At 59.8% G+C, this 21,210-nt stretch carries 18 protein-coding genes; 8 read left to right on the forward strand and 10 right to left on the reverse strand.

Translation table 11 applies throughout. From position 1 onward, the window contains the following. Window positions 1–21 precede the first annotated feature (21 nt). From mnmE to rpmH, 5 genes are all read right to left on the reverse strand, one after another. Window positions 22–1,392, reverse strand: coding sequence for a tRNA uridine-5-carboxymethylaminomethyl(34) synthesis GTPase MnmE (mnmE, locus tag BLO80_RS20025; protein WP_092200186.1), 1,371 nt, complete (start codon window positions 1,390–1,392; stop codon window positions 22–24). 79 nt (window positions 1,393–1,471) lie between these two features. Further along, window positions 1,472–3,154 carry a membrane protein insertase YidC gene (yidC, locus tag BLO80_RS20030; RefSeq protein ID WP_092333843.1) on the reverse strand — a complete coding sequence of 561 codons (1,683 nt, stop codon included), beginning with the start codon at window positions 3,152–3,154 and terminating at the stop codon, window positions 1,472–1,474. A 2-nt stretch (window positions 3,155–3,156) separates the two neighbouring features. After that, window positions 3,157–3,402, reverse strand: a complete 246-nt coding sequence (yidD, locus tag BLO80_RS20035; protein ID WP_010465488.1) for a membrane protein insertion efficiency factor YidD — start codon at window positions 3,400–3,402, stop codon at window positions 3,157–3,159. Next, window positions 3,395–3,796 (reverse strand): ribonuclease P protein component, encoded by a 402-nt coding sequence (rnpA, locus tag BLO80_RS20040; RefSeq protein WP_218130119.1) that lies wholly within the window; start codon window positions 3,794–3,796, stop codon window positions 3,395–3,397. Before rnpA ends, yidD begins: the two co-directional genes overlap by 8 nt. A 16-nt stretch (window positions 3,797–3,812) precedes the next feature. After that, complete coding sequence (gene rpmH, locus BLO80_RS20045; RefSeq protein WP_003213577.1) at window positions 3,813–3,947, reverse strand: 50S ribosomal protein L34; 135 nt, start codon at window positions 3,945–3,947, stop codon at window positions 3,813–3,815. A gap of 567 nt (window positions 3,948–4,514) precedes the next feature. Between rpmH and dnaA the strand changes: the two genes are divergently transcribed. From dnaA to gabP, 5 genes are all read left to right on the forward strand, one after another. Next, complete coding sequence (gene dnaA, locus BLO80_RS20050; protein WP_092257036.1) at window positions 4,515–6,044, forward strand: chromosomal replication initiator protein DnaA; 1,530 nt, start codon at window positions 4,515–4,517, stop codon at window positions 6,042–6,044. 38 nt (window positions 6,045–6,082) lie between these two features. Continuing rightward, window positions 6,083–7,186: a DNA polymerase III subunit beta gene (gene dnaN, locus BLO80_RS20055; RefSeq protein ID WP_092333845.1), complete on the forward strand. Its 1,104-nt coding sequence runs from the start codon at window positions 6,083–6,085 to the stop codon at window positions 7,184–7,186. Between the two features lie 20 nt (window positions 7,187–7,206). Then, entirely contained in the window at window positions 7,207–8,310 is a 1,104-nt protein-coding gene (gene recF / locus BLO80_RS20060; RefSeq protein ID WP_003196148.1) for a DNA replication/repair protein RecF, read from the forward strand. A 5-nt stretch (window positions 8,311–8,315) separates the two neighbouring features. After that, window positions 8,316–10,733 carry a DNA topoisomerase (ATP-hydrolyzing) subunit B gene (gene gyrB, locus BLO80_RS20065; RefSeq protein WP_092333863.1) on the forward strand — a complete coding sequence of 806 codons (2,418 nt, stop codon included), beginning with the start codon at window positions 8,316–8,318 and terminating at the stop codon, window positions 10,731–10,733. Window positions 10,734–11,035: 302 nt separating this feature from the next. After that, window positions 11,036–12,430, forward strand: coding sequence for a GABA permease (gene gabP, locus BLO80_RS20070; RefSeq protein ID WP_092333847.1), 1,395 nt, complete (start codon window positions 11,036–11,038; stop codon window positions 12,428–12,430). 128 nt (window positions 12,431–12,558) lie between these two features. Here the strand turns inward: gabP and BLO80_RS20075 are convergent, their stop codons facing one another. Further along, window positions 12,559–13,293, reverse strand: coding sequence for a response regulator transcription factor (locus tag BLO80_RS20075; RefSeq protein WP_092333849.1), 735 nt, complete (start codon window positions 13,291–13,293; stop codon window positions 12,559–12,561). Window positions 13,294–13,525: 232 nt separating this feature from the next. Between BLO80_RS20075 and BLO80_RS20080 the strand changes: the two genes are divergently transcribed. Next, window positions 13,526–15,040, forward strand: a complete 1,515-nt coding sequence (locus tag BLO80_RS20080; protein WP_092333851.1) for a sensor histidine kinase — start codon at window positions 13,526–13,528, stop codon at window positions 15,038–15,040. 190 nt (window positions 15,041–15,230) lie between these two features. Here BLO80_RS20080 and BLO80_RS20085 read toward each other — a convergent pair whose 3' ends face one another. The 4 genes from BLO80_RS20085 to glyQ form a co-directional block, all read right to left on the reverse strand. After that, window positions 15,231–16,010: a lysophospholipid acyltransferase family protein gene (locus BLO80_RS20085; RefSeq protein ID WP_092200166.1), complete on the reverse strand. Its 780-nt coding sequence runs from the start codon at window positions 16,008–16,010 to the stop codon at window positions 15,231–15,233. 80 nt (window positions 16,011–16,090) lie between these two features. Beyond that, window positions 16,091–16,624 carry a D-glycero-beta-D-manno-heptose 1,7-bisphosphate 7-phosphatase gene (gene gmhB, locus BLO80_RS20090; RefSeq protein ID WP_060739901.1) on the reverse strand — a complete coding sequence of 178 codons (534 nt, stop codon included), beginning with the start codon at window positions 16,622–16,624 and terminating at the stop codon, window positions 16,091–16,093. Window positions 16,625–16,627: 3 nt separating this feature from the next. Next, the gene (gene glyS, locus BLO80_RS20095; RefSeq protein ID WP_092333853.1) at window positions 16,628–18,682 is read right to left on the reverse strand and encodes a glycine--tRNA ligase subunit beta; all 2,055 of its coding nucleotides are present in this window, start codon (window positions 18,680–18,682) and stop codon (window positions 16,628–16,630) included. Then, on the reverse strand, window positions 18,679–19,632 hold the full coding sequence (gene glyQ / locus BLO80_RS20100; RefSeq protein ID WP_003177094.1) for a glycine--tRNA ligase subunit alpha: 954 nt from the start codon (window positions 19,630–19,632) through the stop codon (window positions 18,679–18,681). The genes glyS and glyQ overlap by 4 nt, the downstream gene beginning before the upstream one ends. Before the next feature lie 81 nt (window positions 19,633–19,713). Here glyQ and BLO80_RS20105 point away from each other — a divergent pair, with 81 nt between their 5' ends. Then, window positions 19,714–20,271 (forward strand): DNA-3-methyladenine glycosylase I, encoded by a 558-nt coding sequence (locus tag BLO80_RS20105; RefSeq protein WP_092333855.1) that lies wholly within the window; start codon window positions 19,714–19,716, stop codon window positions 20,269–20,271. 43 nt (window positions 20,272–20,314) lie between these two features. Further along, complete coding sequence (locus BLO80_RS20110) at window positions 20,315–21,202, forward strand: lysophospholipid acyltransferase (RefSeq protein ID WP_092333857.1); 888 nt, start codon at window positions 20,315–20,317, stop codon at window positions 21,200–21,202. The last annotated feature ends 8 nt before the right edge of the window (window positions 21,203–21,210 follow it).

A 21,210-nucleotide genomic window follows, 5' to 3' on the forward strand; every position in this document is an offset into this window, starting at 1 on the left:
AAATTGTCCACAGCCCTTTTTTCATTTGCCGATGCAGAAGCTGGAAAAGATGCGTCCCAGCAAATCATCGGAGCTGAAAGCGCCGGTGATTTCGCCCAATGCATGCTGGGCCTGGCGTAGGTCTTCGGCGAGCAGTTCGCCGGCACCGGCCAAAGTCAGTTGAGCGCGACCGTGCTCCAGGGCGGCACTGGCATGGCGCAAGGCTTCCAGATGTCGCCGGCGAGCGCTGAAACTGCTTTCCGAGGTCTGCTCGTAGCCCATGCAGGCCTTGAGGTGCTCGCGTAGCAGCTCCAGGCCTTCACCCGCCGACTTCGCGCTCAGGCTGATGGTTACGTGCCCGTCAGCGCTGACTTCCAGGGCAATCGACTCCCCAGTCAGGTCGGCCTTGTTGCGAATCAGGGTGACTTTCGCCGGATCCGGGCGGACCTCAAGGAACTCAGGCCACAAGGCAAAGGGATCGTCTGCTTCCGGTGCGGTGGCATCCACCACCAGCAATACCCGGTCGGCTTCACCGATGGCCTTGAGTGCGCGTTCGACGCCGATCTTTTCCACCTGGTCCTCGGTGTCGCGCAAACCGGCCGTATCCACCACGTGCAGCGGCATGCCGTCGATGTGGATATGTTCGCGGAGGATGTCCCGGGTGGTGCCGGCGATTTCGGTGACAATCGCCGCCTCGCGGCCGGCCAGGGCATTCAACAGGCTGGATTTGCCGGCATTCGGTCGTCCAGCGATCACCACGGTCATCCCATCGCGCAACAAGGCACCCTGCCCGGCTTCGCGCAGTACTGTGGATAACTCGTCGCGCACTTTATCGAGCATGCTCAGCACGTGGCCATCGGCGAGGAAGTCGATTTCCTCTTCCGGGAAGTCGATCGCAGCCTCGACGTAGATCCGCAGGCCGATCAATTGTTCGGTGAGGTTATGCACACGCTGGGAAAACGCTCCCTGCAGGGAACGTAACGCGTTGCGCGCAGCCTGTGCAGAACTGGCTTCGATCAAATCGGCAATTGCTTCAGCCTGGGCAAGGTCGAGCTTGTCGTTGAGGAACGCCCGCTCGCTGAATTCCCCCGGCCGGGCCAGTCGACAACCCAATTCCAGGCAGCGCTTGAGCAGCATGTCCAACACGATCGGGCCACCGTGGCCTTGCAGTTCCAGCACATCTTCGCCGGTGAACGAATTCGGCCCGGGGAAATACAAGGCCAGCCCTTCGTCAAGCACCTGCTGGTCATCACTGAAAAACGGGCCGTAATGCGCGAACCGCGGCTTGAGTTCACGACCGCTGATAGCCTTGGCCGCGGCACTGGCCAAGGGCCCCGAAATACGGACGATGCCGACACCGCCGCGACCTTGGGCGGTGGCAACGGCGGCGATGGTTTCACGCGGTGCGCTCATAAACCGGTATCCAGACAAAAATGGCAGATAGCAAAACGCCCCACTAGGGGGCGTTTTGTGTGGTTATCCACAGAGCAAGTTACGCCTCGGCTTTTTTAGTCGCCGCTTCGATCTTACGCGTGATGTACCACTGCTGAGTGATGGACAACACGTTGTTCACAACCCAGTACAGCACAAGACCCGCCGGGAACCACAGGAAGAAGAAGGTGAAGATGATTGGCATCATTTTCATGACCTTCGCCTGCATCGGGTCCGGAGGCGTCGGGTTCAGTTGCTGCTGGATGAACATGGTGGCGCCCATGATGATCGGCAGGATGAAGAACGGATCCTTGATCGACAGGTCGGTAATCCACAGCATGAACGGTGCCTGACGCATCTCCACGCTTTCCAGCAACACCCAGTACAGCGACAGGAACACTGGCATCTGCACAAGAATCGGCAAGCATCCACCCAGCGGGTTGATCTTCTCTTTCTTGTACAGCTCCATCATGGCCTGGGACATTTTCTGCCGGTCATCGCCATGCTGTTCTTTCAGGGCGGCCAGTTTCGGCGCCACTGCACGCATGCGTGCCATGGATTTGTAGCTGGCGGCCGACAATGGGAAGAAGATCCCCTTGATCAGCATGGTCAGGAAAATGATCGACCAGCCCCAGTTACCGACGATGCTGTGGATATGTTGCAGCAGCCAGAAGATCGGCTGGGCAATGAACCACAGGAAACCGTAGTCCACGGTCAGTTCCAGGCCTGGGGACAACTGTTTCAGCACCGCCTGGCTTTTTGGGCCGGCATACAGGATGGCGCTGGTTTCGACTTTCGCACCTGGCGCGGCGGTCAATGTCGGGCCGGTGTAACCGATGATGAAGTTGCCCTTGCTGTCTTTACGCGTCTGGACAACGTTGCTGTCGCCCTTCTGCGGGATCCAGGCTGTTACAAAATAGTGCTGCAGCCAGGCAACCCAGCCACCTTGTACGGTTTCCTTGAGCTGACCCTTGTCCATGTCCTTCATGGACACTTTCTTGTACGGCTCCGAACTTGTCCACAGGGCGGCGCCCAGGTAAGTCGCGGTGCCGGTGGCGGTGCTGGAGGAAGGATCGTCGCTGGCGTCACGCTTGAGTTGCGCGAACATCGCACCGGACCAAGGCTGGGCGCTCTGGTTGTCGATCAGGTAAGAGACGGTGACGTCATACAGGCCACGTTTCAGGGTGAAACGCTTGATGTAGTTGACACCGTCCTTGCTGAACTTCAGGTCCACGACCAATTGGTCCTGACCGTCAGCCAGTTGATAAGTCTTCTTCTCGGCAGAGTAGACCGGGCGACCGGCCGGGTTCGAATCCGGGCCATTGCTACCAATCAGGCCACTTTGGGCCAGATAGGTGCGCTCGTTACCGTTGTCGAACAACTGGAACGGGATGTCTGGATGATCCTGGCGACGCGGGTACAGCGGCAGCTTCAGCTGGGCGACGTCACCACCTTGTGGATCGATTGCCAGCTCGAGCACGTCCGTCTTGACCTGGATGAGATCTTTGCTTGCGGCCACAGGGGCTTCGGCAGGCGCGCTGGTATCGCTTGCCGCGCGTGGGATGTCGTCATTGCTGGCAGCGTTGTTGCCAACGGGAGCATCCGGCAGGCTCGGTGCGGTATTGCTGGCTGCAACATTCTGAGTCGGCAGGGCAGCCTGGCCATAGTCCTGGTTCCACTTAAGGACCATGACGTAGGACACGATTGCCAGGGCGACGATCAGGATCGTGCGTTTGATATCCATGATTACTCGGCCATCGAAGAAGAACGGGAGGTAGGGATAGGCGGAACCGGGTCATAACCGCCGGGATTCCACGGATGACAGCGACCTAAACGACGAAAGGTCAGCCAGCCACCGCGCAGGAGGCCATGATTTTCTATGGCTTCGTACGCGTAGCAGGAACAACTGGGGTAGAAACGACAGTGACTGGCCATCAAAGGACTAATGGCATAGCGATAAAACTGGATCGGAACGAGTGCCAGTTTACGCATCGGGACTGTCTACCCCTACAGTTTCGGTGTTGACTGCCGGTACTGGCTTGTTGCGCGCCAGACGTTTCCAGAGCTTGCCGAAATGCTGAATCAATTCGGGGTTTTCTACGTCACCCAAACCTTTGCGCGCGACGATAACGATGTCCCATCCAACCAGTGAATCCTGGTTCAGGCGAAACGATTCGCGCATCAGACGTTTGAGGCGATTGCGCTCAACGGAGAGCTTGACGCTCTTTTTCCCGATAACCAGCCCTAGTCGGGGGTGATCGAGATCGTTGTTGCGCGCAAGGAGCAGGAGATTTTTCCCCGGAACCTTGCCGGTAGGGGAGTCAAAGACTGCCTTGAAATGCCGGGGTGTAAGCAGACGCTTTTCCCGACTGAAGTCCTGACTCACCTCCAGTGCCGGATTATCAAACTGCCAGACGCGCACGACCTTTGGCGCGACGACGCGACAGGACGGCACGACCGTTCTTGGTAGCCATGCGAGCACGGAAACCGTGGGTACGAGCGCGTTTGATAGTGCTTGGTTGGAAAGTACGTTTCATGTCGTGTTACCTGGTTCGTCCACAACGGGCCGGAATGGCCCCCGTTTTAAGAGACCGGGGATTCTAGAGAAAGCAAGCCTCTAGGTCAATTTCCAACCAGCGTTTCCTTTAAATAGATATCCAGCCCCTTTCGGCCGATTCATCACACCGCGCTAGATATAGAAATAAAGAAGGGAATTATTTAAAGCTTTTCTGTAAAGCTTATAAAAGCAAGGTCGCCACCTGACTGTGGATAACCATGCCAAGGCCTTGTAATCCGCCATGTACAGAGAATGACAACTACAGGGGAAAGCAGTGGCCAGCCTGTGCTGCGCTGTCGGATAAGCTGTGGGTGGAATGGCCTGTTATCCACAGGGCGGTTATCCACCGAGTTTCGCCCCCACTTGTGCAACGACCTCAGGCTCGGTTATCCACAGAGCTTATCCACCGACCGTCGGTCGTCTTTCTCTCGGTTAACGCATTGATAAATCATGGGCAATGAGCAACCTGCGTGTGGATAAGTGCACGTCTGCTCGCTACAATGGCCGCTTGTTTTTGCCTCACCGGCTTTCAACTTAGGGGATATCCGTGTCAGTGGAACTTTGGCAGCAATGCGTGGAGCTTTTGCGCGATGAGCTGCCTGCCCAACAATTCAACACTTGGATCCGTCCACTACAGGTCGAAGCCGAAGGCGACGAGTTGCGTGTCTATGCACCGAACCGTTTCGTTCTCGACTGGGTCAACGAAAAGTACCTGGGCCGGGTCATGGAACTGCTCGACGAGCACGGCAATGGCATGGCGCCTGCGTTGTCCTTATTAATAGGCAGCAAACGCAGTTCGGCACCCCGCGCCGCGCCCAATGCGCCGCTGGCCGCCGCGGCGTCACAGGCCCAGCAGGCTGCTGCCCCGGCCCCCGTGAACAACCACGCCGCCCCGGCGCCCGCGCCTGCCCCGAGCAAACGCAACACGCAAAAAGTCGCCGAAGTCAGCGAAGAGCCTTCCCGGGACAGCTTCGACCCCATGGCCGGTGCCAGCTCCCAGCAGGCTCCGGTGCGGGCCGAACAGCGCACCGTCCAGGTCGAAGGCGCGCTCAAGCACACCAGCTACCTGAACCGGACCTTTACCTTCGAGAATTTCGTCGAAGGTAAGTCCAACCAACTGGCCCGCGCGGCGGCCTGGCAGGTCGCGGACAACCCCAAGCACGGTTACAACCCGCTCTTCCTTTATGGCGGCGTCGGCTTGGGTAAGACCCACTTGATGCACGCCGTGGGCAACCATCTATTAAAGAAGAACCCGAATGCCAAGGTCGTGTACCTGCATTCCGAGCGGTTCGTGGCCGACATGGTCAAGGCGCTGCAACTGAACGCCATCAACGAATTCAAGCGCTTCTACCGTTCGGTAGACGCTTTGCTGATCGACGACATTCAGTTCTTCGCCCGCAAGGAACGTTCCCAGGAAGAGTTTTTCCACACCTTCAACGCATTGCTTGAAGGCGGGCAGCAGGTCATTCTCACCAGTGACCGCTACCCGAAAGAGATCGAAGGCCTCGAGGAACGCCTCAAGTCGCGTTTCGGCTGGGGCCTGACGGTGGCCGTCGAGCCGCCGGAGCTGGAGACCCGGGTCGCGATCCTGATGAAGAAGGCCGACCAGGCCAAGGTCGAGCTGCCTCACGACGCGGCATTCTTCATCGCTCAGCGTATCCGCTCGAACGTGCGTGAACTCGAAGGTGCCCTCAAGCGGGTCATCGCCCATTCGCACTTCATGGGCCGCGACATCACCATCGAGCTGATTCGCGAATCCTTGAAGGACCTGTTGGCGCTCCAGGACAAATTGGTTTCTGTGGATAACATTCAGCGAACGGTTGCTGAATACTACAAAATCAAGATATCCGACCTGCTGTCCAAACGCCGTTCACGTTCGGTGGCACGTCCGCGTCAGGTGGCCATGGCCCTGTCCAAGGAGCTGACCAACCACAGCCTGCCGGAAATCGGCGATGTGTTTGGCGGACGCGACCACACCACCGTGCTGCACGCGTGCCGCAAGATCAACGAACTTAAGGAATCCGACGCGGACATCCGCGAGGACTACAAGAACCTGCTGCGTACACTGACCACTTGATGACCACCAGCGCAGCTATTAAGGCAAGGGACTAGACCATGCATTTCACCATTCAACGCGAAGCCCTGTTGAAACCCCTGCAACTGGTCGCAGGCGTCGTCGAACGCCGCCAGACCTTGCCGGTACTTTCCAACGTGCTGCTGGTTGTCGAAGGCCAGCAATTGTCGCTGACCGGTACCGACCTGGAAGTCGAGCTGGTCGGTCGTGTGCAACTTGAGGAACCGGCCGATCCGGGTTCCATCACCGTGCCGGCGCGCAAGCTGATGGACATCTGCAAGAGCCTGCCCAACGACGCGCTGATCGACATCAAGGTCGATGAGCAGAAGCTCGTGGTCAAGGCCGGTCGCAGCCGCTTCACCTTGTCCACACTGCCCGCCAACGATTTCCCGACCGTTGAAGAAGGTCCGGGTTCGCTGACCTGCAGCCTGGACCAGAGCAAATTGCGTCGCCTGATCGAACGCACCAGTTTCGCCATGGCCCAGCAGGACGTGCGTTATTACCTCAACGGCATGCTCTTGGAGGTGTCGGCCGGCGTTATCCGCGCCGTCGCCACCGACGGTCACCGCCTGGCCATGTGCTCGATGCAGGCCGATATCGGTCAGCCGGATCGCCACCAGGTGATCGTGCCGCGTAAAGGTATCCTGGAGCTGGCCCGCCTGCTGACCGAGCCAGACGGCGCCGTCAGCATCGTGTTGGGCCAACACCACATCCGTGCCACCACCGGTGAGTTCACCTTCACGTCGAAGCTGGTGGACGGCAAGTTCCCAGACTACGAGCGCGTGCTGCCAAAAGGCGGTGACAAGCTGGTCCTGGGCGATCGCCAGGCCCTGCGCGAAGCCTTCAGCCGTACCGCGATCCTGTCCAACGAAAAGTACCGCGGCATTCGTCTGCAACTGGCCAACGGGCAGTTGAAGATCCAGGCGAACAACCCGGAGCAGGAAGAAGCGGAAGAAGAAGTAGGCGTTGAGTACAACGGCGGCTCCCTGGAAATCGGCTTCAACGTCAGCTACCTGCTCGACGTGCTGGGCGTGATGACCACCGAGCAAGTGCGTCTGATCCTATCTGACTCCAACAGCAGTGCGCTGGTGCAAGAGTCCGATAACGACGATTCGGCCTACGTTGTCATGCCGATGCGTCTGTAATCATGCCCAGCAGAAGCTAGATGTCCTTAAGTCGCGTCTCGGTCACCGCGGTGCGCAATCTGCACCCGGTGACCTTCTCCCCCTCCCCCCGCATCAATATCCTTTACGGCGCCAACGGCAGCGGCAAAACCAGCGTCCTGGAAGCCGTGCACCTGCTGGGGCTTGCCCGTTCGTTCCGCAGCACTCGTCTGCTACCGGTCATCCAGTACGATCAACTGGCGTGCACGGTGTTCGGACAGGTGGAACTGGCGGAGGGTGGCCATAGCGCCCTGGGGATTTCGCGGGACCGGCAAGGGGAATTCCAGATCCGCATCGATGGGCAGAACGCCCGCAGCGCTGCACAGCTGGCTGAGATCCTGCCGTTGCAACTGATCAACCCGGACAGCTTCCGCCTTTTGGAAGGCGCGCCGAAGATTCGCCGGCAATTTCTCGACTGGGGCGTGTTCCACGTAGAACCGCGCTTCATGACGACTTGGCAACGCCTGCAGAAGGCGCTGCGCCAGAGAAACTCTTGGCTGCGACATGGTACACTTGACGCCGTTTCGCAAGCGGTTTGGGACAGGGAACTGTGCCAGGCCAGCGCTGAAATCGATGAATACCGCCGCGCTTACATCAAAGCCTTGAAACCGGTCTTCGAGCAGACCTTGAGCGAACTGGTTGAGCTTGAGGGCCTGACGCTCAGCTATTACCGAGGCTGGGACAAGGACCGGGAACTGAGCACCGTGCTGGCTGGCTCGCTGCAGCGGGACCAGCAGATGGGCCATACCCAGGCTGGACCACAACGCGCTGACTTGCGCCTCAGATTGGGCGCACATAACGCCGCGGACATCTTGTCCCGGGGGCAGCAGAAGTTAGTGGTGTGTGCCTTGCGTATCGCCCAGGGGCATCTGGTCAGCCAGGCCCGGCGCGGTCAGTGTATTTATCTGGTGGATGACTTGCCGTCCGAGCTGGACGAAGCCCACCGCCGCGCGTTGTGCCGCTTGCTGGAAGACTTACGCTGCCAGGTGTTCATCACCTGTGTAGACCACGAATTATTGAGGGAAGGCTGGCAGACGGAAACGCCAGTCGCCCTGTTCCACGTGGAACAGGGCCGTATCACCCAGACCCACGACCATCGGGAGTGAAGGCATTGAGCGAAGAAAATACGTACGACTCAACGAGCATTAAAGTGCTGAAAGGCCTGGATGCCGTACGCAAACGTCCCGGTATGTACATTGGTGACACCGACGATGGCAGCGGTCTGCACCACATGGTGTTCGAGGTGGTCGACAACTCCATCGACGAAGCCCTCGCCGGCCATTGCGACGACATCAGCATTATCATCCACCCGGATGAGTCCATCACCGTTCGCGACAACGGCCGTGGCATCCCGGTAGACGTGCACAAAGAGGAAGGCGTTTCCGCCGCCGAGGTCATCATGACCGTCCTCCACGCTGGCGGTAAGTTCGACGATAACTCCTACAAGGTCTCCGGCGGTCTGCACGGCGTAGGTGTATCGGTGGTGAACGCGCTGTCCGAACAGCTGGTTCTCACGGTGCGCCGCAGCGGCAAGATCTGGGAACAGACCTACGTCCATGGCGTGCCTCAGGCACCGATGGCGATCGTTGGCGACAGCGAGTCCACCGGTACCCAAATCCACTTCAAGGCATCGAGCGAAACCTTCAAGAACATCCACTTCAGCTGGGACATCCTGGCCAAGCGGATTCGTGAACTGTCTTTCCTCAACTCCGGTGTCGGCATCGTTCTCAAGGACGAGCGCAGCGGCAAGGAAGAGCTGTTCAAGTACGAAGGTGGCCTGCGGGCGTTCGTTGAGTATCTGAACACCAACAAGACTGCGGTCAACCAGGTTTTCCACTTCAACGTCCAGCGCGAAGACGGCATCGGCGTGGAAATCGCCCTGCAGTGGAACGACAGCTTCAATGAGAACCTGTTGTGCTTCACCAACAACATTCCGCAGCGCGACGGCGGTACCCACCTGGTGGGCTTCCGTTCGGCGTTGACCCGTAACCTGAACAACTACATCGAACAGGAAGGCCTGGCGAAGAAGCATAAAGTCGCCACGACCGGTGACGATGCCCGCGAAGGCCTGACGGCGATCATTTCGGTGAAGGTGCCGGATCCGAAGTTCAGCTCCCAGACCAAAGACAAGCTGGTGTCCTCCGAAGTGAAGACCGCGGTCGAACAGGAAATGGGCAAGTACTTCTCCGACTTCCTGCTGGAAAACCCGAACGAAGCCAAGCTGGTGGTCGGCAAGATGATCGACGCCGCCCGTGCCCGTGAAGCCGCGCGCAAGGCCCGTGAGATGACCCGCCGCAAAGGCGCGCTGGACATCGCTGGCCTGCCGGGCAAACTGGCCGACTGCCAGGAAAAGGACCCTGCCCTGTCCGAGCTGTACCTGGTGGAAGGTGACTCTGCTGGCGGTTCCGCCAAGCAGGGTCGCAACCGTCGCACCCAGGCCATCCTGCCGCTCAAGGGCAAGATCCTCAACGTCGAGAAGGCGCGCTTCGACAAGATGATTTCCTCCCAGGAAGTCGGCACCTTGATCACCGCCCTGGGCTGCGGCATTGGCCGCGAAGAGTACAACATCGACAAGTTGCGCTATCACAACATCATCATCATGACCGATGCTGACGTCGACGGTTCGCACATCCGTACCCTGCTGCTGACGTTCTTCTTCCGTCAGTTGCCGGAGCTGATCGAGCGCGGCTACATCTACATCGCCCAGCCGCCGCTGTACAAGGTCAAGAAAGGCAAGCAAGAGCAATACATCAAAGACGACGACGCCATGGAAGAGTACATGACGCAATCGGCCCTGGAAGACGCGAGCCTGCACCTGAACGAAGACGCCCCGGGTATTTCCGGTGAAGCCCTCGAGCGCCTGGTCAACGACTTCCGCCTGGTGATGAAGACCCTCAAGCGCCTGTCGCGCCTGTACCCACAGGAACTGACCGAGCACTTCATCTACCTGCCTGCCGTGAGCCTGGAGCAACTGTCCGATCACGCTGCGATGCAGGATTGGCTGGCTCAGTACGAAGTACGCCTGCGCACCGTCGAAAAATCCGGCCTGGTCTACAAAGCCAGCCTGCGCGAAGACCGTGAACGTAACGTCTGGCTGCCGGAGGTCGAACTGATCTCCCACGGCCTGTCGAACTACGTCACCTTCAACCGCGACTTCTTCGGCAGCAACGACTACAAGACCGTCGTATCCCTTGGCGCGCAACTGAGCACGCTGCTGGACGAAGGTGCGTACATCCAACGGGGTGAGCGCAAGAAAGCCGTGACCGAGTTCAAGGAAGCCCTTGAATGGCTGATGGCGGAAAGCACCAAGCGCCACACCATCCAGCGATACAAAGGTCTGGGTGAAATGAACCCGGATCAGCTGTGGGAAACCACCATGGACCCAAGCTCGCGCCGGATGCTGAAAGTCACCATCGAAGACGCCATTGGCGCGGACCAGATCTTCAACACCCTGATGGGTGATGCGGTCGAGCCTCGTCGTGACTTCATCGAGAGCAATGCGTTGGCGGTGTCCAACCTGGATTTCTGATCCTTGCGCAGCATCCCGCCCAAACAAAAAAGCCAACGCACATGCGTTGGCTTTTTTTTACGCTGAAAAATACCCACTCCTTCTAAGACCCACTGGTCAAAAACGGGGTAACTGGGTAACACCCTGGCATAAAGCCTTCATTGTCAATGGGTTAGGATTTGGATGAAGGCCCCGGCTACCGGGTACTTTGGATTTCCTGGCGCAAAACTTGCGTGTTTAATAACTTACACATCGTTTTTTTAAATTTACAGAAAGCGATGGGTCAAGGTGTACGAATAAATCCAATGCCAAGGGTAGTCTCAATGAGCGGTACGCAAACTTCCGATAATCTGGCGCAAGGGCTCAAGCCCCGTCATGTGACGATGCTTTCCATAGCCGGTGTGATTGGCGCCGGTCTGTTCGTCGGCTCCGGCCATGCGATCGCAGCGGCCGGTCCGGCTGTGTTGTTGGCCTACGCTGCCGCAGGTGCCTTGGTGGTGCTGGTGATGCGGATGCTGGGCGAAATGGCGGTGGCGTCGCCGGACACGGGTTCCTTCTCGACGTATGCGGACCGGGCGATTGGTCATTGGGCGGGTTTCACCATCGGCTGGCTCTACTGGTGGTTCTGGGTCCTGGTGATTCCGCTGGAGGCCAACGCTGCTGCAACGATCCTGCACGCCTGGTTCCCGAACGTGGCGATCTGGGTCTTCACATTGGTCATCACCCTGCTGCTGACGGTCACCAACTTGTTCAGCGTGAAAAATTACGGAGAGTTCGAATTCTGGTTCGCCCTGGTCAAGGTGGTGGCGATCATCGGCTTCATCGGGCTGGGTGTAATGGCGATATTCGGTTTTCTGCCAACCAGCCAAGTCAGCGGGGTTTCGCACCTGTTCGACACCCAGGGCTTCCTGCCCAACGGCATGGGCGCGGTGCTGGGGGCGATCCTGACCACCATGTTTTCATTCATGGGCACTGAGATCGTGACCATCGCCGCGGCCGAATCGAAGAACCCAGGCCAGCAGATTTCCAAGGCAACCAACTCGGTGATCTGGCGGATTGGCTTGTTCTATCTCGTCTCCATTTTCATCGTCGTTGCCCTGGTGCCATGGAATGACCCACTCCTGGCCAGTGTCGGCTCCTACCAGACGGTGCTGGAGCGCATGGGCATCCCCAATGCCAAGCTGATCGTCGATATCGTGGTCCTGGTGGCGGTCACCAGCTGCCTGAACTCGGCGTTGTACACGGCTTCGCGCATGATGTTCTCGTTAGGCAAGCGCGGTGATGCGCCGGCCGTTTCCCAGCGCACCAACAAGAGCGGCACGCCTCATTGGGCGGTGATGCTGTCGACCGGCGCGGCCTTTTTGGCGGTGTTCGCCAACTACGTGGCACCGGCGGCGGTCTTCGAATTCCTGTTGGCCAGCTCTGGCGCCATTGCGTTGCTGGTGTACCTGGTCATCGCGATTTCGCAGCTGCGTATGCGCAAACAACGTATGGCTCGCGGTGAAAAAATCGCTTTCAGCATGTGGCTGTTTCCCGGCCTGACCTACGCGGTGATTATCTTCATCGTCGGCGCCTTGACCATCATGCTGTTCCAGGAAGCCCATCGCGTGGAGATCCTCGCGACCGGGCTGCTGAGTGTTCTGGTGGTGATATCCGGCGTGCTGATACAGCGTCGTCGGATCGCAAAAGCAGAAAGCTTGGTACCGACGATCGGGTGATATCCATTGTGTGGCGAGGGAGCTTGCTCCCGCTCGAGTGCGAAGCGCTAATAAAAGGGGCTGCTGCGCAGCCCAGCGGGAGCAAGCTCCCTCGCCACAGAGGCCATTCAATATGAGCAGTCGGTTCCCTAACTGGCCACCGACGCCTCACTCCCCGCCACCACACTCTCCAACCGATACCCATACCCGTAGATCGTCAGCAACTGCCAACCCCGATCCGCCGTCAGCCCGAGCTTGTTGCGCAGGCGATAGATGTGGGTGTCGAGGGGGCGGGACGAGGTCATTTCCTCGTGGGTCCAGAAGCGTTCGTAGAAGTATTCCCGGGACAGCGGCCGGCCCAGGTTGGCGAACAGGCACCGGGCCAGGCGGTATTCCCGTTCGGTCAGGCTGATGGGGATGCCGGCGCGGGTGATGGTCAGCTCGGCGTCGTCGAACGCCAGGTCGTTGAACACCAGCACGTCGCTGGCAGGCGCGCGTTGCAGGTTGTGACGGCGCAGCACGGCGGTGACCCGGGCCTTGAGCTCGTTAGGCCTGAAGGGTTTGCTCACGTAGTCGTCGGCACCGCTGTTGAGGGCCTGGACGATGTCGTGCTCACCGTCGCGGCTGGTCAGCATGATGGCGGCCGGTGGTGAATCCATGTGCTCGCGGGTCCAGCGCAGCAATGAAAGCCCGCTGATGTCGGGCAGTTGCCAGTCGAGGATCAGCAAGTCGAAGGTTTCCCGCCGCAGTTGTCGCAACAAGTCTTCCCCGCGTTCAAAACTGTGCAGGGTCCAGGCTTGCTCGCCTTTGCCGGGGATTTGTTGCAACGTCTGTTCTACCCGGCGCAACTCGGCCGGTTCATCGTCCAGTATGGCGACACGCATGGAATGCGATTCCTTGATCTCGAGAGTAACGGACATCTTCAGGTGGCAATGAAAGGCAGCCAGTGGTTGATTCATTGACCTGTCGCTGGCTGCGACAATACCGGCTCGCGACACAGAGGGAAAGGCAGCAGCGCGCCACCCATCGAGTCCGTTATAGTCGTGGGCTTTCAAGCCTGTCGACTGAAGCAGGCCAGTGAAAATATCCACAGTCTTGAGTTCGGCCAGGAGGCCTATGAGTAACCAGCGTCGCCGTGAAAGTCGTGAACCCACCCAGGTTCAGCGGTTGTTTCGACAGTTGGTGCGGGAGTGGTTGTGGATAAGTCTGCTGCTGTTGCCGCTGACGGCCTTGTTGTCATTGAGCAGCCAATCCACAGGCCATTCAAGCGCCGCGTTGTTGTCGGTGTGCCTGGTGGGTTGTGTGTTGGGCTTGCTGCTGTTGCGCCCGCGTCTGGCCCTGTGGACAACGGTGGGTGGTATGAGCCTGGCCCTGTTGATCAGCGCCATGCTGGGCGCGCGAGGGTGGTGGTGGTCACCCATGGCGAGTGTGCTGGGGATCATGTTCGGCTACCTGATCTGGAACTGGCGACGGCTGAGCGTGGTGTTGGCCTACTTCGGTTGGGAACTGGCACGGCTGGACGCCGAGCCCAAGGTCTTCCCGGAGCGTCGCCGCGCCTCCTACACCGGTAGTGACCGTTTACAGGGCCAGATCATGGCCCTGGAACAAGCCATGAGCCGAACCCGCGACACCCGGCGCTTCATTGCCGACGGCCTGGAATACTTGCCGGTGGCAACCATGATCAGCGATCCCCAAGGCAAACTGCTGCTGGGTAATCGAAAGGCGCGCGAGCTGTTCGGTCATGGCCTGGCGGGTGGCGATGTGCTGGAGCACCTTGGGCAACTGGGTTATCCGGGGCTGGAGCACGGGACGCATCACCGCTTATCCACCTTGCCCCTGGTGGAGTTTCGCGACATTCGCGAGCGCAGCTTGCGCCTGGAACGGGCTGCGCTGTTGCCGGTGGAGGGCGATGCGCCGATTGGCTGGTTGCTGAGCCTCACGGACCTGAGCGCCGAACGTGAGGCGGAAGAACAGCGCAGTGTCATGCTGCGGTTCCTCTCCCATGACTTGCGCGCCCCTCACTCGGCGATCCTTGCGCTGCTCGATGTGCAGCGGCATCAGACCGGTGGCGATCATCCGCTGTTCGACCAGATCGAGCGCCAGGTACGGCGCGCCCTGGACCTGACCGAGGGTTTCGTACAACTGGCCAAGGCCGAATCCGAGGCCTATCAGTTCCAGCCGACGCTGTTCGCCATGTTGGTGTTGGACGTGCTCGATCAGGCGCTGCCCATCGCCCAGGCAAAGCGTATCCAGTTGGTTCACGAAATCGAGGATGAAGACGCGATGGTGAGGGCGGATCAATCGTTATTGACCCGTGCCCTCTTCAATCTGCTGGAAAATGCCATCAAGTACAGCCCGCCCGACGCCTGCATTTCCCTGCAGGTTCATTGCATCTCGGGTTGGTTGATCTGCAATGTCGCCGACCAGGGCAAGGGCATCAGCGCCGAAGAACTGCCGGACCTGTTCAGTCAGTACCGACGGTTTTCCTCGGCTCACGGGGTCGATGGCATTGGTTTGGGATTATCGATGGTCAAGGCCGTGGTCGACCATCACGAGGGGAAAATCGAGTGTCGGAGCGTGGTGGGTAAAGGCACGACGTTCAGCCTGCGCTTCCCGTTATTGGAAGATTGAGAAGATCGCAGCCTTCGGCAGCTCCTACAGGACGTATCCAATCCCCGAAGGCTGGGATTTTTTGCTGCTATAAAAACTTATGCACCTGAACGTGGGTTTTATGTGTTTATGAAATATGTATAAAAAACATGTAGTTACGACATAAAAGCAACGGATTTCGAAAAAACGGTACACAGGTTATCCACAGATCTCAAACAGCGGCTTGTTCCGTGGAGACTTCCGCGACAGGGCCTGGAGGAAGCGAGCCCATTTCCCGTTGTGCCTGTTCATTCCAGGCTTGTACGCGGTCATTGAGCTCGGCGATGGCGCGGGGCCCAGTGCCTTCGGCATACATCGGTGCGCCGATCACCACGGTGATGACGCCTGGTGTTCTGATCCAACCTGCCTTGGGCCAGAATTTGCCGGCATTGTGTGCAATCGGCAGCACCGGCAGGTTCGCGTTCACCGCCAATGCGGAACCGCTGCGGGAAAACTTGCCAATCGTCCCGTAAGGAACACGGGTGCCCTCGGGGAAGATCAGCACCCAGGTGTTGTCCTTGAGCAGTTCGTCGCCCTTTTTCGCCACTTGCTTGAGCGCCACTTTGGGATTGTCGCGATCGATGGCGATCGGACGCAGCATGGCCATGGCCCAGCCAAAGAACGGTACGAACAGCAGCTCACGCTTGAGGACCTGGCTCAACGGTTCGAAATAGGCCGAGAGAAAGAACGTCTCCCAGGTGCTCTGGTGGTTGGACTGGATCACGCAGGGCCGGTCCGGCACGTTCTCGGCGCCTTTCACTTCATAGCGGATGCCCAGGAACACCTTGCTCAGCCACAGTGCGCAACGGCACCAGTACACATTGATGAAACGGTAGCGCGCCTTGAACGACATGAATGGCGCGATAAAAAAACTCAGGGTGCACCACAGCAAGGAGCTGGTGCCCAGCAGCAGGTAAAAGAGAAAGCTTCTGATGGCCTGCAATATCGACATAGCGGCGTTTACCGTTGCGGGCAATGCCCGCCTGTTTAAGCGCTTCCCGAACAGTCCTTGATCAGGTTGTCTTGGGAGCTCTAATTGTGGATAAGTTCAGCGGCAATCGCCGCCAGGTCGTCAAAAATCAAGGTGCCCACCGGCAGGGTCTTGCCCAGGGTCTTCTCGCCTTTTCCGGTCTTTACCAAAACTGGCTGACAATCGACGGCCTTGGCCGCCTCCAGGTCACCGAGACTGTCACCGACGAACCACACACCTGCCAAGGCCACATCGTAATGCGCGGCAATGGTTTTCAACATGCCCGGCTTGGGCTTGCGGCAATCGCAGCCGTCGTCCGGCCCATGCGGGCAATAAACGATCAAGCCGACTTCCCCGCCCTGCTCCGCCACCAGGGCGCGCAGGCGCTCATGCATGGCGTCCAGGACGGTGAGGTCATAATAACCGCGAGCAATGCCCGACTGGTTGGTGGCGACCGCCACCGTCCAGCCGGCCTTGCTCAACTGCGCGATGGCTTCGATCGAACCGGGCAGTGGCAACCACTCCTCCACCGATTTGATGTAAGCGTCGGAGTCGTGATTGATCACCCCGTCCCGATCGAGAATCAGCAGTTTCAAGCGTTACCCCAGCAACGAAATATCGGCGACGCCGAGGAACAGCCCACGCAGACGCGCCAGCAGCGCGTAACGGTTGGCCCGTACTTTGGCATCTTCGGCGTTGACCATCACCGCCTCGAAAAACGCATCCACCGGTTCGCGCAGTGCCGCCAGGCGCGCCAGGGTTTCGCTGTACTGACGCGCCGCCGCCATTGGCTGGACCGCCTGGTCCGCCTGCTGGATCGCCGAGTACAGGGAAAACTCGTTGGCGTTGTCGAAGTACTTGGCTTCGACGGTGGCCGCGATGTTGCCTTCGGCCTTGCCCAGCAGGTTCGATACCCGCTTGTTCACCGCTGCCAGCGCGGCGGCTTCCGGTAATTTGCGGAAGGCTTGCACCGCTTGTACACGCTGGTCGAAGTCCAGGGCCGAACCCGGTTTCAGGGCTCGCACCGACAGGTAGGTGGCGACGTCGACGCCTTCGTCTTCATAACGCGCACGCAGGCGGTCGAAGATGAATTCCAGCACCGCATCGGCCAGGCCGGCAGCCTTGACCTTGCCGCCGAACGCGTTGACGGCGAACGCCACGGCGTCGTTCAGGTCCAGGTCCAGTTGCTTGTCGATCAGGATCCGCAACACGCCCAGGGCCGCACGACGCAAGGCATACGGGTCTTTGCTGCCGGTGGGCAGCATGCCGATGCCGAAGATGCCGACCAGGGTATCGAGCTTGTCGGCGATCGCCACGGCCGCACCGGTCAGGGTGGTTGGCAGTTCAGCGCCGGCACCGCGGGGCATGTACTGTTCGTTCAGGGCCAGGGCCACATCCTGCGGCTCGCCATCGTTGAGGGCGTAGTAGTAACCGGCGACGCCTTGCATCTCCGGGAACTCACCGACCATCTCGGTGGACAGGTCGCACTTGGACAGGATGCCGGCACGGGCCGCGCGCTGGGCGTCGCCGCCGATGCGTGGGGCGATGAACGCCGCCAGTTTCGAAACGCGCTCGGCCTTGTCGTAGACGCTGCCGAGTTTTTCCTGGAACACCACGTTGCGCAGGCGCTCGTTGAAGCTTTCCAGGGGCTGTTTCTTGTCTTGCTTGAAGAAGAACTCGGCATCGGTCAGGCGCGGGCGAACGACTTTTTCGTTACCGGCGATGATCTGCTGCGGGTCCCTGCTTTCGATGTTGGCAACCGTGATGAAGCGCGGCAGCAACTTGCCTTCGGCGTCCAGCAAGCAGAAGTACTTCTGGTTGTCCTGCATGGTGGTGATCAGCGCTTCCTGCGGCACTTCAAGGAAACGTTCCTCGAACGAGCACACCAGCGGCACTGGCCATTCCACCAGCGCGGTCACTTCGTCCAGCAGGTTGGCCGGCACGATGGCGGTGCCTTCCTGCAGGGTGGCCAGCTCTTCGGTGCGCTTGCTGATCAGCTCGCGCCGCTCGTTGGCGTCGGCCAGCACGTAGGCGGCACGCAGGTCGGCCAGGTAGTTGGCCGGCGAGGTGATGCGCACGCTCTGCGGGTGATGGAAGCGGTGACCGCGGGAATCGCGACCGGCTTTCTGGGCCAGGATCGTGCAATCGATGACCTGGTCACCGAGCAACATCACCAGCCACTGGGTTGGACGTACGAATTCTTCCTTGCGCGCGGCCCAGCGCATGCGCTTGGGGATCGGCAAGTCATTGAGGGAGTCTTCGACGATGGTCGGCAACAGGCTGGCGGTCGGCTTGCCCTTGATGCTCTGGCTGTAGCGCAGCTTCGGACCGCTCTGGTCGATTTCGCTCAGGTCCACGCCGCACTTCTTGGCGAAGCCCAGGGCGGCCTGGGTCGGATTGCCGTCGGCATCGAACGCGGCCTGGCGTGGCGGGCCGTCGAGGTTGATGCTGCGGTCCGGCTGCTGGGTCGCCAGGGCGGTGATCAGCACGGCCAGGCGGCGCGGCGCGGCGTACACCTGTTTGGCTTCGTAGCTCAGGCCGGCGGCTTGCAGGCCTTTGTCGATACCGGCCAGGAACGCATCGGCCAGGGTGTTCAGGGCTTTGGGTGGCAGTTCTTCGGTGCCCAGTTCAACCAGAAAATCTTGAGCACTCATTGTGCAGCCTCCAGCTTAGCCAACACTTCATCACGCAGGTCCGGGGTCGCCATCGGGAAGCCCAGCTTGGCACGAGCCAGCAGGTAGGCTTGCGCAACGGAACGCGCCAGGGTGCGTACACGCAGGATGTATTGCTGGCGCGCGGTCACGGAAATCGCCCGGCGTGCGTCCAGCAGGTTGAAGGTATGGGACGCCTTCAACACCATTTCATAGCTCGGCAACGGCAGCGGCTGATCCAGCTCGATCAGGCGCTTGGCTTCGCTCTCGTAGAAATCGAACAGCTCGAACAGCTTCTCGACGTTGGCGTGTTCGAAGTTGTAGGTCGACTGCTCCACTTCGTTCTGGTGGAACACGTCGCCATAGGTCACTTTGCCGAACGGGCCGTCGGCCCACACCAGGTCGTAGACCGAGTCCACGCCCTGCAGGTACATGGCCAGGCGTTCCAGGCCGTAGGTGATCTCGCCGGTGACCGGGTAGCACTCGATGCCGCCCGCTTGCTGGAAGTAGGTGAACTGGGTCACTTCCATGCCATTGAGCCAGACTTCCCAGCCCAGGCCCCAGGCGCCCAGGGTCGGCGATTCCCAGTTGTCTTCGACGAAACGAATGTCGTGCACCAGTGGGTCGAGGCCCACGTGCTTGAGGGAGCCCAGGTACAGTTCCTGGAAGTTTTCCGGGTTCGGCTTCAGGACCACCTGGAACTGGTAGTAGTGCTGCAGGCGGTTCGGGTTTTCGCCGTAGCGGCCGTCAGTCGGGCGGCGGCTGGGCTGCACATAAGCGGCGTTCCAGGTTTCCGGGCCGATGGCACGCAGAAACGTGGCAGTGTGGAAAGTGCCGGCGCCTACTTCCATATCGTAGGGCTGAAGTACCACGCAACCTTGCTCGGCCCAGTATTGCTGGAGGGCGAGGATCAAGTCTTGGAAGGTACGCACGGCTGGCGTAGGCTGGCTCACGAAATTCACCTGTTTCTTGGGCTGCGATTTAAAGAGCGGGAGTATACCCGATTCGTTCGTGCGCACGCCCCCTGGAGCCTTATGCCACGCTGCTTTTGGTGTTCTGACGATCCGTTGTACATGGCTTATCACGATCAGGAGTGGGGCACGCCGCTGCGCGATGCGCAGGGTTTGTTCGAGTTGCTTTTGCTCGAAGGGTTCCAGGCCGGGCTGTCCTGGATCACCGTTTTGCGCAAGCGCGAGCGCTACCGGGAAGTGTTGTACGGCTTCGATGTGCAGCGCGTGGCGCAGATGAGCGACGCGGAAATCGATGAGCTGATGCTCGACCCGGGCATCATCCGCAACCGCCTCAAGCTCAAGGCCGCCCGTCGCAATGCCCAGGCCTGGCTGGTGCTGGACGACCCGGTGGCGTTCCTCTGGTCGTTCGTGGACGGCAAACCCATCATCAACCATTTCAAGGACCGCAGCGAAGTGCCGGCCATCACGCCCGAGGCCCTGGCGATGAGCAAAGGCTTGAAAAAAGCCGGGTTCACTTTCGTCGGGCCGACCATTTGCTACGCCTTGATGCAGGCCTCGGGCATGGTCATGGATCACACCCAAGACTGCGACCGCTACGCCGAGTTGGTAAACGGCGGTTAGAATAGCCGGCTCGCAACACGGCCCATACATTCAGGAGTGACCTGTGGATAAGTTGAAAGGCGCCTTGCTGGTCGGCGCTCTGCGGTTGTTTGCGCTGCTGCCCTGGCGAGCGGTGCAGGCGGTGGGCTCGGCGATCGGCTGGCTCATGTGGAAATTTCCCAACCGTTCCCGCGACGTGGTGCGGATCAACCTCGCCAAGTGCTTTCCCGAGATGGACCCGGTCGAGCGCGAACGCCTGGTGGGCCAGAGCCTCAAGGACATCGGCAAATCCCTGACCGAAAGCGCCTGCGCCTGGATCTGGCCGGCTCAGCGCTCCATCGACCTGGTGCGCGAAGTCGAAGGCCTGGAAGTGCTGAAAGAAGCCCTGGCCTCCGGTAAGGGCGTGGTGGGCATCACCAGCCACCTGGGCAACTGGGAAGTGCTCAACCACTTCTATTGCAGCCAGTGCAAACCGATCATTTTCTACCGCCCGCCCAAGCTCAAGGCGGTGGATGAATTGCTGCAAAAGCAACGTGTGCAACTGGGCAACAAAGTCGCGGCCTCCACCAAGGAAGGCATCCTCAGCGTCATCAAGGAAGTGCGCAAGGGCGGCCAGGTGGGCATCCCCGCCGACCCGGAGCCGGCCGAATCCGCCGGCATCTTCGTGCCCTTCTTCGCCACCCAGGCCCTGACCAGCAAGTTCGTGCCGAACATGCTCGCCGGCGGCAAGGCGGTCGGCGTCTTCCTTCACGCCCTGCGCCTGCCGGACGGCTCCGGCTACAAAGTCATCCTCGAAGCCGCGCCAGAGGCCATGTACAGCACCGACACCGAAACCGCCTGCGCCGCCATGAGCCAAGTGGTGGAGCGCTACGTGCGGGCCTACCCGAGCCAGTACATGTGGAGCATGAAACGCTTCAAGAAGCGCCCGCCGGGTGAGGCGCGGTGGTACTGAAGACCTGT

This window comes from Pseudomonas sp. NFACC56-3 (assembly GCF_900100025.1).
GTDB lineage: Bacteria > Pseudomonadota > Gammaproteobacteria > Pseudomonadales > Pseudomonadaceae > Aquipseudomonas > Aquipseudomonas fluorescens_AA.

What these genes read in the sequence shown, in the direction of transcription:
- mnmE (WP_092200186.1), bottom strand. Translation starts at nt 1,392, where the DNA reads ATGAGCGCACCGCGTGAAACCATCGCCGCCGTTGCCACCGCCCAAGGT.
- yidC (WP_092333843.1), bottom strand. Translation starts at nt 3,154, where the DNA reads ATGGATATCAAACGCACGATCCTGATCGTCGCCCTGGCAATCGTGTCC.
- yidD (WP_010465488.1), bottom strand. Translation starts at nt 3,402, where the DNA reads ATGCGTAAACTGGCACTCGTTCCGATCCAGTTTTATCGCTATGCCATT.
- rpmH (WP_003213577.1), bottom strand. Translation starts at nt 3,947, where the DNA reads ATGAAACGTACTTTCCAACCAAGCACTATCAAACGCGCTCGTACCCAC.
- dnaN (WP_092333845.1), top strand. Translation starts at nt 6,083, where the DNA reads ATGCATTTCACCATTCAACGCGAAGCCCTGTTGAAACCCCTGCAACTG.
- recF (WP_003196148.1), top strand. Translation starts at nt 7,207, where the DNA reads ATGTCCTTAAGTCGCGTCTCGGTCACCGCGGTGCGCAATCTGCACCCG.
- gabP (WP_092333847.1), top strand. Translation starts at nt 11,036, where the DNA reads ATGAGCGGTACGCAAACTTCCGATAATCTGGCGCAAGGGCTCAAGCCC.
- BLO80_RS20075 (WP_092333849.1), bottom strand. Translation starts at nt 13,293, where the DNA reads ATGCGTGTCGCCATACTGGACGATGAACCGGCCGAGTTGCGCCGGGTA.
- BLO80_RS20080 (WP_092333851.1), top strand. Translation starts at nt 13,526, where the DNA reads ATGAGTAACCAGCGTCGCCGTGAAAGTCGTGAACCCACCCAGGTTCAG.
- BLO80_RS20085 (WP_092200166.1), bottom strand. Translation starts at nt 16,010, where the DNA reads ATGTCGATATTGCAGGCCATCAGAAGCTTTCTCTTTTACCTGCTGCTG.
- glyS (WP_092333853.1), bottom strand. Translation starts at nt 18,682, where the DNA reads ATGAGTGCTCAAGATTTTCTGGTTGAACTGGGCACCGAAGAACTGCCA.
- BLO80_RS20105 (WP_092333855.1), top strand. Translation starts at nt 19,714, where the DNA reads ATGCCACGCTGCTTTTGGTGTTCTGACGATCCGTTGTACATGGCTTAT.